Consider the following 14,805-nt stretch of genomic DNA (forward strand, 5'->3'; position numbering starts at 1 on the left):
CCGCTTCTAATTTTTTTTATTGCACTGGTATTCATCCTTATACTTACTGCACGATTAAGGATATCTCCGTTCCTTATCCTGATTGCCGGCTCGCTGCTGGAAATCTGCTTACAGGCGAGGCTAAAGGGACAATGGATGCTATTTCCACAGGCATGGCAGGGTCTTTGGCCAGACAGCCATGATATACTTCCTGCTCTACTGATGCTATACCAGGGGAAGGTTTGCGTTAGTGCAAAAATAGCAACTTTTTTGGATAGCCATCTGCTTTAAATAATATAGCGTAAGTTAGAATAGATGGGGTATCAATGGGGCCAATAACCATTTTCATAGTAGCTTTGATTTTTATTTTAATCCTAACCGCACGTTTGAGGGTGCACCCTTTCCTTAGCCTGATTGCCGGTTCTATGCTGGTGGGTCTGCTTGCAGGCGAGGCTGAAGGAACAATGGATGCAATCACGGCAGGCATGAGCAGTATCTTTGCAGAATTTGCAATCGTCGTTACTGCCGGAAGCATAATCGGAGTGATACTGCAGAGAAGCGGTGCAACCTCGATAATAGCAGATGACATCATCAAAATATTCAAAAAACCAATACTGGCGCTCTTCCTGCTGGGATTCATGTTTGCAGTTCCCATGATGTGCCTTATACTGGCTTTTATCATTTTCCTCCCTGTTGCCAAAGACCTGAACGAGAAGCTCAACCTGAAAAAAGGTGTGACAGAAGGTGCTTTGGCACTGGGGACCATGGTCTCCTTCGGCCTGGTATATCCTTCACCCGGCATTTACGCTTTTGTAAGAGATGTAGGTCCCACAACTGAAATAAGTGCACTAAGGGTACTGATCGCCGGGGCCCTGATTGCTGTGCTTGTGTCACTGGTAGGGTATCTTTATATCATGAAAGTATTCAAAATGAACATAAAGGAAGATTATTTCCGATACAAAACTCCTGCAAAGGATCCTGCTGTGGTGAGTCTTCTTCCCACCAGGGTAGCATGCTATGCACCTATCATCATTCCGGTTGTACTTATCCTTATGCGCATCACCACACATGCAGATGTGTTCTATTTTATAGGGAACCCAGGCATGGCACTGATGTCCGGGGCTGTGGTTGCAATGGTATTACCAACCAGGAAGTTCGCTGCCGCTGATGTGCGGGCATGGGTCGAAAAAGGTATTCGCAGGAGTGGGCTGGTAATGCTGGATATATGCGGGGGCGGAGCTCTCGGAGCAACTCTCGTACTGGCAGGTGTTGGCGAAGCACTTGGCAATATGTTGATTACTTCAAGCGTACCTGCCCTGTTCATACCATTTCTTATTGGAGCAGCCATCCAGACAGTTCAGGGTTCAAGAATGGTAACATTGTTCGTTGCTTCAGCATTAGTGATACCTATTATGCCACAACTTGGATTGCCTGCCGAGATAGTGCTTTTCTCCATGGCTTCCGGAACATTCCTTATCTCTCACTTTAATGACCCCTTCTTCTGGATATTGGGGGACCTTGCTGATATGGAAACACCTGAAATATTGAAGACGTATACTATGGGAGGAATAGTTATGGGAATCGCCAGCATGGCAATAACCAGTATAATCTACTTCTTATTTTATTGAGTATGAAGCTTTTTTAAAGAAAAGAGGTTTGGGGATTATTATCCCCTTATTTTCTGGTCAGATAAAACCGATCATCTTCTGCCGTGAGCAGCTCTATACTTGTCCTTGAAGGCGAGATACTGTTCTGCAAGCTCTTCTGCCTTCTGCTCGCTAAGGACATTCCTGGAAGCCGGGAACATATCTTTTTCTTCTTCCTCTACGTGGTGCTTCACATTCTCCTTAAGGACCTTGAGCTTGGAAATCCACATCTCATCTTTCTCACTCATTGAATCCAGTTCTGATAACAGGACTTTCGCAACATGGTGTTCCTGATAGCCTTCCATGGTGATATCATGTGTCCTGTTCTCACCCTTAAGCACCGGATACAGAAGTTCTTCCTCTCCGTTCAGATGTGTGTCAAGCTCATCCTTTATCTGCATGAAGGTATCTCTTGAGCCATTCCTGATAGCCTCATCAAACATGCTCAACACTTTGTCATGTTCATCCTTGAGAATCTGGTATATCTCCCGGTGTGTGTTCGGGTAACTTTCACGGGTGATGCTGCCTTCCTTCACTTCAGTGGTCCTTTCAGAAGCCATGCCGGCAGTAGTACCGGCACCTATGATCTCTCCCTGGCGTGATGCAGCCATTGTTTCTTCTGCGCCCATAGTTGCTGGTTCATCCTTATCACTTCTGCTTCTGGCCCCTGCTTCATATTCATTACCAGACATGACCACAGGTTCCTCAAGAGAACGGGTCCTCGTCTCCTCCATACTTCCTCTTCTCAGGGAGGGCTGTTCATAGCCGTAGTAGTCATAAATGGTTGTCACATATTCACGGTGGGATTCATCTGTTGTCCCTGGCCAGTTATCCTTGTCAAAACCGGGAGCGTTCTCAAGCTTTTCTTTGTCAACATTCAAGATGAAATTGTGAGCGCCCGGATCCTTGTGAATTGCCTTCCATGGCACTCCGAATAACTTGTCCCCGAGTCCCAGGAAGCCACCAAACGATAACACAACATAAGATACAGATCCATCCTTCAGATCGATCATTATATCTTTTATGTTTCCAAGATCCTCACCTTTTTCATTTACAATCTTATCCCCTTCAATAGTAGTAGCAGATATTACTTCTGGCACAGCCACATATAACACTCCCATTTAAATTCGGTATGAGGCAGTTCATTTTACCTCACCTAGTTAATATGGGACCCGAGTTTATTTAAGAATTGCGAAGCACAAGGCAGGTAAATTGTTTTCACCTACATCTAAGTAAGCACATAGATTATACAATGGATATAATTATTCTACATGTTATGTTTAATAACTGAAAAGCCGTTTGTAGTATACATAAGAAACAGAATTTCAATATGCCTCTAACTATTTTTGTGCCAATTTATTATTTAAGTACTTATTTATATTAGTGGTTACCCAAAGGAATATGGAGGTAAATACTTCCAATAAACAGGGGGGTGAGATATTTGAAAAGTAACGTTGCTGCTGTGCAGGAAGCATTGAAAGGCATAGACTATCCTAAAGAAAAGGATGAAGTCATAGACTACGCCAAAGACCACAAAGCTTCCAAAGATGTTATGGCCGATCTGGAACAGATTTCAGATAGGAAATATAATACTGCAGCGGAACTCAGCAAAGAGTTCTCAGGAAAGTAAAACCTTCAGCTGTCTTATGTACAGCTAAAGGTTGTGAATGAGAAATAAAGCATATGTGGCCGACCGGCCAATGCCGGTCGGCTTTTAAAATATATTGTTTTTGAATTAAGGGATGTAGAAAACCCAATATCAAGTCCGGTGGTGACTCTTGAAATCAAGATATTTTTGTGCAACTTCCCGGGATTCACTTTCACTCATCTCGTCCTGTGCACCAGGGAACATCTGCTTCTCTTCCTCTTTCACATGATGCCTGACAGTCTCTTTCAGCACCTTCATCTTAGGTACCCACATGTCACTTTTCTCATCCATGACTTCAAGTTCCGAGAGCAGCAGCTTTGCTACATGATGTTCCTGATAGCCTTCCATAGCAACATCATGAGTCCTGTCCCTGTCTCTTAATACAGGATAAAGAACTTCTTCCTCCCCACTCATGTGAGAGTTAAGTTCGTCCCTTATTTGCATAAAAGTGTCCTTTGAGCGGTTATTAATGGCCTCATCGAACAGGTTCAGTACTCTGTCATGCTCATTTGTCAATATACTATATATATCGGTCTGCACTTCACCAGCCTTTACTTCACGGGTCCTCACACGGGAAGTCTCTACCCCGGCTGCTGTAGCACATGCTGCTTGATCGCGGGCCAGAACTTCTTCTTCCGTGGTCTTTCTGCGCGGTGCCTTCAGTGTCCTGCCACCGGATTCCTCAAGGTCCTTGTTCCCATATTCCGTGAGGGTCCTCCCTTTTTCAGTAATGCCTCCCATGCCCTCAATGGTCCTGCCACTGGCTTCCTCACTCCGGTCCCTGGATCCCAAGGCTTCTCCGTATATACGCTCCCTGTAAGGACATTCATATCCGTAGTGATCATAGACACTTATGACATAATCCTGATAAGACTCACCCGATGCTGTCCCAGGCCAATGGTCTTTATCAAATCCCGGAGCATTCTCAAGCCTTTCTTTATCGACATTAAGAATGAAAGCATGCTCATCAGGTTTTTTCTTCATAGCCTCAAGAGGGACACCAAATAACTTATTTCCGAGGCCTAAAAAACCACCAAAAGACAGCACAACATAAGCAACAGACCCTGTTTGCATATCGATCATTATGTCTTTTATATCTCCAAGCTTCTCGCCTTTCTCATTTACTACTTTATCTCCTTCCATTGAATTAATTGACAACATCTCTGGCACAGCCACAGTTATCACTCCCCTTTGATTTTCAATATGAGGCAATATATTGCCTACCCCAAGTAATATGGGACTGGAGCTTATTTAAGTATTGCGAAATATGAGAACTAAAGAACGAAAGCATCTACCTCTAAAAAGTCCTCCTTCCATACATAATTCTGACAACGGGTTTGGTCGGAATATATATTTAAAATGGCGATAGCATTAAAGAAAGGTATGATTACGAAATGCAACCGGACAGTTATCGCCATTGCCGTGATATGGGCAGCGGTCATTTTTGCTTCTGCATTCACGCTGAGAGAGACGGAATATTTCCTCCAGCTAATGCCTATATACGGAGCCGGAGCAATAATGTGCATAATACTTTCAGGAAGTCTTTGTAAGAGGAAGTAGTAAAAGAACCAAGAAAGTATGGATAACTACCTCATAATATGTGCAATATAGGTCCCATGAAATCTAATTAAAGAAAGGGATAAGCATAGCCTCCCAAATTCAGATGAAGATTCATAATAAATATAGACTTACTGCTCGTAGCTGTACTTACCAGGCAGTATTAACAGAAATAAGCCCTAGCATTGGATCAAATGATATAGCTCCTAAACATATTGTCGTAAATGCTTTAAAGCAATAATGATATAGACAGTCATAACGCCGTTAACGCGGCTATGTTCACCGGTTTCTAAACAATAATACGTAACTTGTCAGAACCATGATATCAATTGTGAAAGGATTTCTCTGGAAACTTCATGTTGGCAAAAGACAGTCTGTAACAGCAACAAAGCTGGTATTGGGCAGCCTTGCCACTCAACATTGGTTAAGGATATCAGACAAATATGTCACCAATGTAAGCGATGAAATGCTTAAGAATGTCCTGAGACTTTATAATGAAAATTTTACAGAGATAAACGAAAAAAGGTTCACAAAGTATGCACGGTTTTTCAAGAGAACTACTTACGTATATACAGAAAAAAACGAAGTCAAAGGATACTGCCTGTATTACATAGTCCCATCATTATCGTTTGCCAGACTGAGAAAAACAGCCACCCTGTATTCATTCACAGTTGATGACAGGTGCAGAAGACAGGGTATCGGTGTCAAGCTATTGCAAAAGAGCATACTTGAGATGCGATTGAATTCAATTGATCGCATTGTATTGTATGTTGCAGCAGACAATCAACCTGCTATCAGCCTGTATGAAAAAGTGGGATTTAAGATAACAGGAAAAGTAATGGATGTTTGTGGCCCTGGAAAAGAGTGTTATAGAATGGAAATAAAGCTCGATAACAATCCAAAACCTCATAATGAATTACATAATAGTCTTTTTCCGGCTCCTTATATGTAAGCCGCTTTTGTTGGTTTTGTGAGAAAACTTAGTAACAGGTTAAGAAAAGTTACCGCAGGCTTTTAGACACTGCGAAATTCAATTATATGTAAAGATGGCATCAACACCATCCTTATGACTATAATAGACTTCCTTTTTGATCAATCAATTGTATAAAGCGCGTCAAACCCCTCTATGTACGTATTATCAGAATCGAACATTCCATTACTCCTGGAGTTATCCTTTTAATTGAGTTCATCTATGTACACACAATGCTACTTGAGGTACGGTCAGGAGTAAAATGAGGAAAGGATATGGGAAAAGTACAAGGCACTGATATTTCCGCACTTGTTGAGGAAATGACCAATGCAGGTTTTGGACATCTGGAAGAGTCAATCCTGCAATGCTCGGATTGCGCCCTTCGTGAAGGAGCCACTAATCCCGTGATAATGAAAGGCTCCCGTACTCCCCGGGTGCTTTTCATAGGTGAGGCTCCGGGCAAGACCGAGGATATGACCGGCATCCCCTTCACCGGAAGGGCCGGGAAGAAACTTGATGAGATGATAGAATACATGAGCCTGGCAGATGATGATTATGCGGTCATCAATGCTGTGAAGTGCCGTCCTCCGAACAACCGCAAGCCCCTGAAAGGTGAGATTGAGATGTGCCGCCCATTCCTGATGGCTCAGATAAAAATGCTGGACCCGCAGGTCATCATCCTGCTTGGTAATACTGCAGAGGAAGCCTTCTGCCGGAGCAAGAAACTTGAGTGGGGCATCCCGAAGGTATCCGACGGTATCAGCATAGTAAAGATCTATCACCCGGCAGCCATGATATACCAGCGTTCAAGGATAGAAGAGCAAAAAGCACTCATAGATAAGAACAGGCAGCTATGGGAATAATTACTTCCCGTTTCCCTTTTCTCATTCCCACATTACTTTGCTTTGTATTTCTCCGCTTCATTCAGCACTTCTTCCGCAATCTTTGCGTTCATGAGCAAGTCGTCAAGAGTTGCTATAAGCGAACTGATCTTTTCCATTGAGATACAGATCCTTGCACTCCCCCTGCATACTTCAGTATGCATGCTGGCGAGATTGTCCGGTGCTAGTGACTTTATAACCTTCTCAGTTGTCCGGGATGCATCTTCATCAATGAATTCGATGGTGGTCTGGATTTTCATGTGCACTATGCTCCCCATTATTTCCCGAGCTGCTGTCCCACTATCTCATCAATCTTGCTGATGAACTGCTCTTCCGTACCAGGGGGTATTGAAGCCCCGGATGCTATATTATGGCCCCCTCCTTCTCCACCTACTGCCTTTGAAGCTTCCCTCAGGGCGAAAGCAAGGTCAAGACCTTTTGTGACCAGCGCCCTTGTACCCCTTGCAGAGACTTTGACAATCTCTTCAACCTGATTCACAGCCACAAAAGGCATGTCAGGATTGATGTACCTGACCATGGTGCTTGCAACCATTCCTGTGGACTCCATGTCCTTTGTGATCAGATAGCCTATGTTCTGTCCGGTACGGAGCATATCACTGGCGACCTTGATGTTGCCGACTATGGAGCGCTGGTATCCTATTGCCATTTTCCTAGCTTCTTCAAGATGTGTCTTATCCCGCATACCAATAGAGAGAGCCATGCCGGCTTTTTCCATTCTGCCGCAAGTGTTGAGAATAGCCACCATGTCATAGACATTCTTAACAATTTCTTTGTTCAGATAGTACACATCCCCTATGGAGGCGTCTACAGCCTCGGAAGTTGATTTTTTTGCCAGCTTGAGGGCAACGGCTGATGCCAGTTTCCTCATATGCTCGTCCGAAAGTTCGCTAATGTTCCCCTGCAGTCCGAGGATGCCCAGAAAATCATCTATTTTCTGCCTGTCACCGGTTATATCGAGATATGGCTCGGGAGTGTATTCAAGAACGTCCGCTATATTTCCATCCCCAATCCTCAACCCTTTCCTGACCGACACTACACCCACATCCGTTGCTTCCTTGAGGATGGTGCCGTTCACGGTGTCCATTAACTGTTTGTCTCCTACAGCGCCTGCTATAGCCAGACCTGCGAGGTCCACATTAGCCGGATCGAGTGCTTTTGCCACCAGATAGGTGGTTCCAGAGGCAGAGATATGCATTGCTCCATCTATTCCTGCAAGATGAGGATTTACAACTACCTTGGCTGGCGAGTCACCAACCGGCACATGATGGTCAAGGATAACAATACTGTTCTTTAATCCTGAAAGTATATCGGACTGCCCGCTTCCCATATCACAAAAAACTACCAGATCTTTTTCACCGGCACTTGCATTCACTGTATCCACCACGGAACTGTCCAGCCTCGGGACAATAGTGGTATGGAAGCGGATACCCTTTCTAAGAAGAGCCTGGCAGATGATAGCTGCAGAGGTGAGCCCATCGGCATCATTATGGGATATGACCCGTACATATTCATGGTCCTCTATTACATCAGCTGCCTGCCTGGCCATGTCATTCAGTTTTTGGGTCTCGACGTTAAAGTTCAATGGTATCACTCAGTAGATCAATAGATAAATAAATATTAAAGAGTTTAATTAGTTTTCCTGCCCGGCGTCATAATTTCTCCGGGACGGCTGTAACTGCCAGCTTCCATCATCATGCCTACATTGATGCTGGTATTGATACCTGTGTGCACATCATCACCCATGATGACCCCGAGCTTTCTCCTGCCGGTATCCACTACCGTGCCTTTAACAGAGCATTTGATGCTCTTTCCGTCGTGCCTCAGGTTCGCTATCTTTGTACCGGCGCCGAAATTACATTTGAACCCGATGACGCTGTCTCCAAGATAAGTCAAATGTCCTATTTTGGTGTCGTCCATGATGATGCTGTTCTTGACTTCCACTGCATTGCCTATATGGACATTATTACCAATCGAAGTGGATGGCCTGATAAAGCAATTAGGTCCGATATCGCAATCATCACCAATCACAACCGGACCAATAATATAGGATCCATTGCGGATCAATGTGCCCTTGCCGATAACGACCTCTCCGTGCAGGGTAGCGTAGGGTTCTACAGTGCCTTCACACAGGCCTGTTATGTTCCCGAGCAGCACCTTGTTGGCATCAAGCAGGTCCCAGGGCCTGCCGATATCTATCCAGTCCGTGTAAAGTATCTCATAACCGACATTGCAGCCGCTATCTATCATCATTTGCATTGAGTCAGTTATCTCAAGCTCTTTTCTTGAGGATAGCTGCGTCCTTGCTATAAACTCGAAAATAGCGTCTGTAAAAAGATATATGCCGGCATTGGCCAGGTTGCTTGGCGGGTGCTGGGGCTTCTCGATTATCCTTACAACCCTGTCACCTTCTGTTTCTATAACTCCAAAGTGGGATGGGTCATCGACTTCTTTCACGGTGATGACTGCATCCTTATCTATGGATATCAGGTGTCTGATATGTTCGGAACTTATCAGCATATCCCCGTTGAGAACCAAGAATTTTCCATTAACATGACCTTTAGCATATCCGATGGCATTGGCAGTACCAAGTTGAGCATCCTGATGCACATATTCTATTCGTATCCCTTTTCTGCTGCCATCACCAAAGTAATCCTTTATCGAATCCTCGCAATAACCTGAGATGATAACAAATTCCATTATTCCGGCTTTGACAGCTGCATCTATGGTGTGCTCCATCATTGGCTTGTTAGCTATCGGAAGCATCACCTTCGGCCTGGATGCCGTGAGAGGTCGCATTCTTGTACCTTCGCCAGCAGCAAGAATCACTGCTTTCATTTAAGGCTCTCCTTTACTATATCCTCTGCCATTGCATACAGTTTTTCCACATTCTCCCTTGCCTGGGCAGTGATACGTATCTTAGGCTCGGTTCCCGAAGGCCGGACAAGTACCCAGCCGTTATCCATCTCAACCCGGATTCCGTCAATATCAGAAACCTCTCCCATGGGTTGAAGTTTTGACTTGATCGCTTCCATAACTCCTTCTTTTGCACAGTCTGTACAGGGGATAGTGCCCCTGAGAGTCGGGTACTGAGGAAGTGCTTCCCTGAGCTGTGAGAGCTTCGTTTCCCGGACTATCTCAACAAGTCTGGCAGCAGCATATATTCCGTCGGGGCAATAGGACATTCTTGGGAATATCCAGCTTCCTGAAGGCTCTCCCCCGAATTCGGTGATGTGTTTCTTCATCTCTTCAGCTACATACACATCACCGACCCTTGTCCTTATTATCTCCGAGCCTTCAAGGGCGTCATCGACCACAAGAGAAGTATCTACTGGTACACACACCTTGGTTCCACCTTTGCACTCGCAGTGCCCGAAGATGGCAAGCATCTCGTCGCCTGATACAAAATTCCCTTTCTCGTCAACAGCCATCATCCGATCAGCATCGCCATCATGGGCGATTCCCAGACGGGCATCAAACTCAACTACTGCTTTCCTAAGTAATCCAAGATTCTTTTCATTGGGTTCCGGGTTGCGTGCGGGGAAATGTCCGTCGAGCTGGCTATTAAGTGTGATGACCTCGCATCCCATCTCCCTGAGAAGGAAGGGAGTGATGGTGCCTCCTGCCCCGCAGCCGCAATCGAGGATAACTCTCATAGATGCTCTTCCGACATTCTTCAGGATCATGTCCATGTGTTCCCTGACGGCACTATCGTGTGATGTTATATTGCCCGTCTTATCCCACCTCACACGCACGAAGTCTTCATTCTCTATAATTGATTCTATTTCTTCCTGCTGTTTTGAATCAAAAGCCATGCCATCAGGATTCCATAGCTTGATCCCTACATATTCTGCCGGGTTGTGAGATGCCGTTATCATAACCCCACAGTCATAATCCCGTGCAGCATATGCAAGTGTGGGAGTTGACACGATACCCACACGGACAACTCTGCATCCGGAACTGGAAAGCCCGCTGATCAATGCATGCTCTATCATCTCGCCTGCAACCCGCGGGTCTCTCCCAATGACTGCATTCTTTTTTGACTTTCCAAGTGCCATGCCAACTTTAAGGGCGAGGTCAATTGTAATTTCTTTATTTGTAACTCCCCTTATACCTGAAGAACCGAACAGTTTCATTAAATGCCTCCGTAATTACATCATTCAACAGTGACGCTCTTTGCAAGATTCCTTGGCTTATCGATGGAGCAGTCCTTTGCAAGTGCGGTATAATATGCCAGCAGCTGGAGTACAACGGAAGAGAGCACAGGTGATGTCATTTCATGTGAGGCAGGGATCCTTAGCACTACATCAGCATACTTTTCTATTTCCTTATCGTCTTCATTAGCAACAGCTATCACAACAGCGCTGCGGGCTTTTACTTCCTTGATATTGCTGAGTATCTTGTCATAAGTATGCCCTTTGGTGGCAATGGCAACTACGGGCGTTTCTTCTGTAATGAGTGCAAGAGGGCCGTGCTTCAGTTCTCCCGCAGCGTATCCTTCAGCATGGATATAGGAGATCTCCTTGAGTTTCAAGGCTCCTTCCAGGGCCACAGGGTAGTTGAGATAGCGTCCGATAAAGAAATAATCCCTCTTGTCAGCAAACTGCTCGGCACATTCCCTTATCTTCTCTTTTTTGCTGAGTATTTTCTGTATCTGACCGGGAAGACGCTTGAGGTTCACGATTAGGTTCTTTGCTTCATCAGCTGTGATAACTCCCCTTATTCTCCCCATATGGATGGCAAGCATGTAGAGCGTAATCAGTTGTGCAGTGAAGGTCTTTGTGGCTGCAACACCTATCTCGGGCCCGGCACGTGTATAAACCACGCTATCTGACTCTCTTGTTATAGTGCTTCCTACAACATTGGTGATGGCTACTGTCCTGCATCCGTAGGATTTAGAGCTTCTTACGGCCGCAAGTGTATCTGCGGTCTCTCCAGACTGTGTGATGGCAATGGTAAGTTCCTCTCCGCAAAGCACGGGGTTCCCATACCTGAACTCTGAGGCTGTTTCGATATCTGTGTGAATGCCTGCAAGTTTTTCAAAAAGGTATTTTCCGAGTATGCCGGCATTCCATGATGTCCCGCAAGCAATTATCGTAGCCCTGCGCAAGTGTTTGATCTGCTCGGGACTAAGATACAGTTCATCCATTTTGACAGTGCCTTCAAGCTCCATCAGTTTTCCTGCAAAGGTGTTCTGGATAGATGTGGGTTGTTCATGTATCTCTTTAAGCATGAAATGCTCATAGCCCGACTTTTCGGCAGCCTCAAGGTCCCACTCAATTACCTCTGTCGGCTTCTCCAGCAGATTACCATCATGATCGTATATTCTGATAGCATCAGGGTGTATGCAGCCTACCTCATGGTCGCTGACAAAAATGACATTTTTTGTATGTTTCAGGAATGCAGTTACATCTGAAGCTGCATAATTCCCGGTTTCACCAATCCCTATCACAAGCGGGCTGTCCTTGCGGGCAAAAACCACACTGTCAGGCTCGTTGCAGCACAGGGCCGCTATGGCATAGGAACCTTCTAGCTCCCCTATAGTTTTGCGCATCGATGCAAGCAGATCAATGCTATCGCTGCCATTGTTCATATTGTGATGGAGCAGATGGACGATAACCTCAGTGTCCGTATCCGATTCGAACACATATCCTAGTCCCATGAGCCTTTCTTTTAGCTCCAGATAATTCTCGATAATCCCGTTATGTACTACCGAAACACCGGAGGAGATATGCGGATGTGCGTTTCTTGTTTCTGGTTTCCCATGGGTGGCCCACCTTGTATGGCCTATTCCCACGTTGGCTATTATCTCAGCAGGCAGGATTAATTCCAGGTCTGCTATTCTCCCTACTGCCTTGTATGTCTCGATCGTGCTGTTGAGGACTGTGATCCCTGCAGAATCATATCCTCTGTATTCGAGCCTCTTCAGCGACTCCAGTAAGAGCGGTGCGGCTAATTCTTTGCCAACATACCCTATTATACCACACATTTTACCCCATTCCTTTATATGACAAGTGAGTTTTGAGCCAGTGCTTCTGTTAGTAACTTGCCCGAGTTTATCCGGCAATTCGGATATATCATAATCCCTGCTCTTACAAGTACATTACTGCCTATTTCAGTGTCATCGCCTATGATCGTCCCAAGTTTGTCCGCCGAGTGCAGGCTGCCTTCTATCTCTATCATGAGCTTTTCTTTTTCCTCAGTGACGAAATGCGAACCTATCGTGATGTTACTTCCAATCACGGAGTTAGAAATAGATGAATGTGTTCCTATACGGACATCGCTCATTATTATGCTGTTCTGAATCTGTGTGAATGAGGCAATCGAAACATTGTTCCCTATACTAGTTGAAGGTAATATGACCGTGTTCGGGCCGATATCACAGTTATCCCCAATCACCACGGGGCCTACAATGTAGCACCCTGAACGAATAGTTGTATTGCTGCCTATGGAAACGCTCCCTTTGACCATAGCACCTTCTTCAACTGTACCATTTTCCAGGTTCTGCTGGAACTCCCCAAGGACTATCGGGTTCGCCTTCAAAAGATCCCATGAGTAAGGAGCGTCAAGCCAGTCGGAGAATGTGTTAGCCATGATAACCTTCATGCCTTCGTCTATCATTATCTGGATAGTGTCCGTGATAGCATACTCTCCTGTGGGCGTAAGGGGGGTTCTTTCTATTATCTCAAATATCTGCGGCCTGAAGAGATAAATGCCTGTATTGATAAGATGGCTGACCACATGCTGAGGTTTCTCAACTATTTTTTTGACACGTTGCCCGTCAACGACAATGACTCCGTATCCGGTGGCGTTCTCTTTCTTGCACGCCAGGACTGTTGCGTCTCCACCAGCGCTTTTCAAAAGGTCATGGATAGTATCAGGTTCAATGATATTGTCTCCGTTGACAACCAGAAAGACCTCGTCTTCAGGGTCTATAATATCCCGGGCCTTCAGTATGGCATGTGCTGTCCCGATCTGTGCCTTCTGTTCGATATAGCGGATTTTGACTCCGAACTCGCCCCCATCGCCGAAATAGTCCATTACGCGTTCTTTTTCATATCCTACTATGAGGATGACGTCCTGAACATCGTTTTTAGCTAGTGCGTTTATTACATGTTCCAGAATTGGCTTATTTGCTACCGGCAACATGACCTTTGATCTTGTGAGTGTAAGCGGACGACATCTTCTACCTTCCCCGGCCGCGAGAACAACAGCTTTCATGGAATACTATTGCTCTTTAAAACAATTTATAACTTGCCTTGAACAGCAGGTCATTGAATAAGGGCCATTGTCTTTTGGAAAAGAGAATCATCTCCAGATCAGAGCAACTTAAAATGAATAAAGGACCGTAAAAATAAGAATTGAGTCCGGCCTGCTGGCCAGACTTCGATACAAATTTATATGTACTGTTTATCTTGTGATCAGCATCTCTGCGGTTTCTGGTTTGTATTTCCAGTCTGCAGAGAGAACTTTTGTGGACTGGTAGTACTTGACCAGCCTTCTGATCTTTGCTTCTGTATTATGAAGGGAGCGTTTATTGTGGACATCCTTGTGGTTACCTACAATGTGCTTCCTGATACCTATTGCCTTTACTATAAGATTGTACAGGTCTTCAGGAACAGCGGAATGCTCTCCCTTCTCTTTTATGATCTGACCAAGTTTCTTCTTGGTGACTAACTTGACATCCGGGACTCCATATTTATCCCTGAGTGTCATTCCAATCACACTTGTGCTAACTCCCTGTTTCCACATGTCCATTATGACCTTTGTGATCTCTTCCTCACTCATAGTGGACCATACTGGCGGCTCAGTACGAAGCGGCCTTGTGGATCCCGATTGTCCCTTCTTCCGGGTGTGCATCTTTGCCATGCAAATTCCTCCTGATAACTATAATTCTGATTGAATCCTTATTAAGATATGATTTGTTCTTGTGGTTACCGCAGTTCTCAGGCATGTTGAACGAACAGGAGAACCTGATTGTGCGGATGTCAGATGTAATGGGCGAAGTGCTCATAAAAAAGCATTATCAAATATATATGTTGTGATTGGCTCCTAATGACACTCCTGCTTTCATCCCTTCTTTCATCTCTTATATTTCAGGTATCT

15 protein-coding genes are annotated in these 14,805 nt (G+C 45.0%); 5 read left to right on the forward strand and 10 right to left on the reverse strand.

The annotated features are described in order from the left end of the window. Window positions 1–305: 305 nt before the first annotated feature. A complete protein-coding gene (locus tag QZZ22_RS02800; protein WP_292462477.1) occupies window positions 306–1,607 on the forward strand; it encodes a GntP family permease in 1,302 nt (433 codons plus the stop codon). A gap of 71 nt (window positions 1,608–1,678) precedes the next feature. Here QZZ22_RS02800 and QZZ22_RS02805 read toward each other — a convergent pair whose 3' ends face one another. Next, on the reverse strand, window positions 1,679–2,731 hold the full coding sequence (locus tag QZZ22_RS02805) for a PRC-barrel domain-containing protein (RefSeq protein WP_292462479.1): 1,053 nt from the start codon (window positions 2,729–2,731) through the stop codon (window positions 1,679–1,681). Between the two features lie 326 nt (window positions 2,732–3,057). Here QZZ22_RS02805 and QZZ22_RS02810 point away from each other — a divergent pair, with 326 nt between their 5' ends. Further along, complete coding sequence (locus QZZ22_RS02810) at window positions 3,058–3,255, forward strand: DUF2795 domain-containing protein (RefSeq protein WP_292462482.1); 198 nt, start codon at window positions 3,058–3,060, stop codon at window positions 3,253–3,255. A 129-nt stretch (window positions 3,256–3,384) separates the two neighbouring features. Here the strand turns inward: QZZ22_RS02810 and QZZ22_RS02815 are convergent, their stop codons facing one another. Further along, the gene (locus QZZ22_RS02815) at window positions 3,385–4,449 is read right to left on the reverse strand and encodes a PRC-barrel domain-containing protein (protein WP_292462484.1); all 1,065 of its coding nucleotides are present in this window, start codon (window positions 4,447–4,449) and stop codon (window positions 3,385–3,387) included. A gap of 207 nt (window positions 4,450–4,656) precedes the next feature. On the opposite strand from QZZ22_RS02815, the gene QZZ22_RS02820 reads away from it, so the two are divergent. The 3 genes from QZZ22_RS02820 (at window position 4,657) to QZZ22_RS02830 (ending at window position 6,663) form a co-directional block, all read left to right on the forward strand. Continuing rightward, a complete protein-coding gene (locus tag QZZ22_RS02820) occupies window positions 4,657–4,833 on the forward strand; it encodes a hypothetical protein (RefSeq protein WP_292462487.1) in 177 nt (58 codons plus the stop codon). Between the two features lie 316 nt (window positions 4,834–5,149). After that, window positions 5,150–5,782, forward strand: a complete 633-nt coding sequence (locus tag QZZ22_RS02825; RefSeq protein ID WP_292462489.1) for an N-acetyltransferase — start codon at window positions 5,150–5,152, stop codon at window positions 5,780–5,782. A gap of 293 nt (window positions 5,783–6,075) precedes the next feature. Next, on the forward strand, window positions 6,076–6,663 hold the full coding sequence (locus QZZ22_RS02830) for a uracil-DNA glycosylase (RefSeq protein WP_292462491.1): 588 nt from the start codon (window positions 6,076–6,078) through the stop codon (window positions 6,661–6,663). A 32-nt stretch (window positions 6,664–6,695) separates the two neighbouring features. Here the strand turns inward: QZZ22_RS02830 and QZZ22_RS02835 are convergent, their stop codons facing one another. From QZZ22_RS02835 to QZZ22_RS02870, 8 genes are all read right to left on the reverse strand, one after another. Then, window positions 6,696–6,941, reverse strand: coding sequence for a KEOPS complex subunit Pcc1 (locus QZZ22_RS02835; protein WP_292462493.1), 246 nt, complete (start codon window positions 6,939–6,941; stop codon window positions 6,696–6,698). A gap of 17 nt (window positions 6,942–6,958) precedes the next feature. Then, complete coding sequence (locus QZZ22_RS02840; protein WP_292462733.1) at window positions 6,959–8,248, reverse strand: DHH family phosphoesterase; 1,290 nt, start codon at window positions 8,246–8,248, stop codon at window positions 6,959–6,961. Window positions 8,249–8,328: 80 nt separating this feature from the next. Beyond that, window positions 8,329–9,537 carry a bifunctional sugar-1-phosphate nucleotidylyltransferase/acetyltransferase gene (glmU, locus tag QZZ22_RS02845; RefSeq protein WP_292462495.1) on the reverse strand — a complete coding sequence of 403 codons (1,209 nt, stop codon included), beginning with the start codon at window positions 9,535–9,537 and terminating at the stop codon, window positions 8,329–8,331. Beyond that, window positions 9,534–10,835: a phosphoglucosamine mutase gene (gene glmM, locus QZZ22_RS02850; RefSeq protein ID WP_292462496.1), complete on the reverse strand. Its 1,302-nt coding sequence runs from the start codon at window positions 10,833–10,835 to the stop codon at window positions 9,534–9,536. Before glmM ends, glmU (QZZ22_RS02845) begins: the two co-directional genes overlap by 4 nt. A gap of 20 nt (window positions 10,836–10,855) precedes the next feature. Further along, complete coding sequence (glmS, locus tag QZZ22_RS02855) at window positions 10,856–12,688, reverse strand: glutamine--fructose-6-phosphate transaminase (isomerizing) (RefSeq protein ID WP_292462498.1); 1,833 nt, start codon at window positions 12,686–12,688, stop codon at window positions 10,856–10,858. A gap of 14 nt (window positions 12,689–12,702) precedes the next feature. Then, window positions 12,703–13,920, reverse strand: a complete 1,218-nt coding sequence (gene glmU, locus QZZ22_RS02860; RefSeq protein WP_292462500.1) for a bifunctional sugar-1-phosphate nucleotidylyltransferase/acetyltransferase — start codon at window positions 13,918–13,920, stop codon at window positions 12,703–12,705. A gap of 189 nt (window positions 13,921–14,109) precedes the next feature. Continuing rightward, complete coding sequence (locus QZZ22_RS02865; RefSeq protein WP_292462502.1) at window positions 14,110–14,568, reverse strand: 30S ribosomal protein S15; 459 nt, start codon at window positions 14,566–14,568, stop codon at window positions 14,110–14,112. After that, on the reverse strand, window positions 14,507–14,713 hold the full coding sequence (locus tag QZZ22_RS02870; protein WP_292462504.1) for a hypothetical protein: 207 nt from the start codon (window positions 14,711–14,713) through the stop codon (window positions 14,507–14,509). The genes QZZ22_RS02865 and QZZ22_RS02870 overlap by 62 nt, the downstream gene beginning before the upstream one ends. Window positions 14,714–14,805: the final 92 nt, after the last annotated feature.

The organism is Methanolobus sp. (assembly GCF_016278365.1).
GTDB lineage: Archaea > Halobacteriota > Methanosarcinia > Methanosarcinales > Methanosarcinaceae > Methanolobus.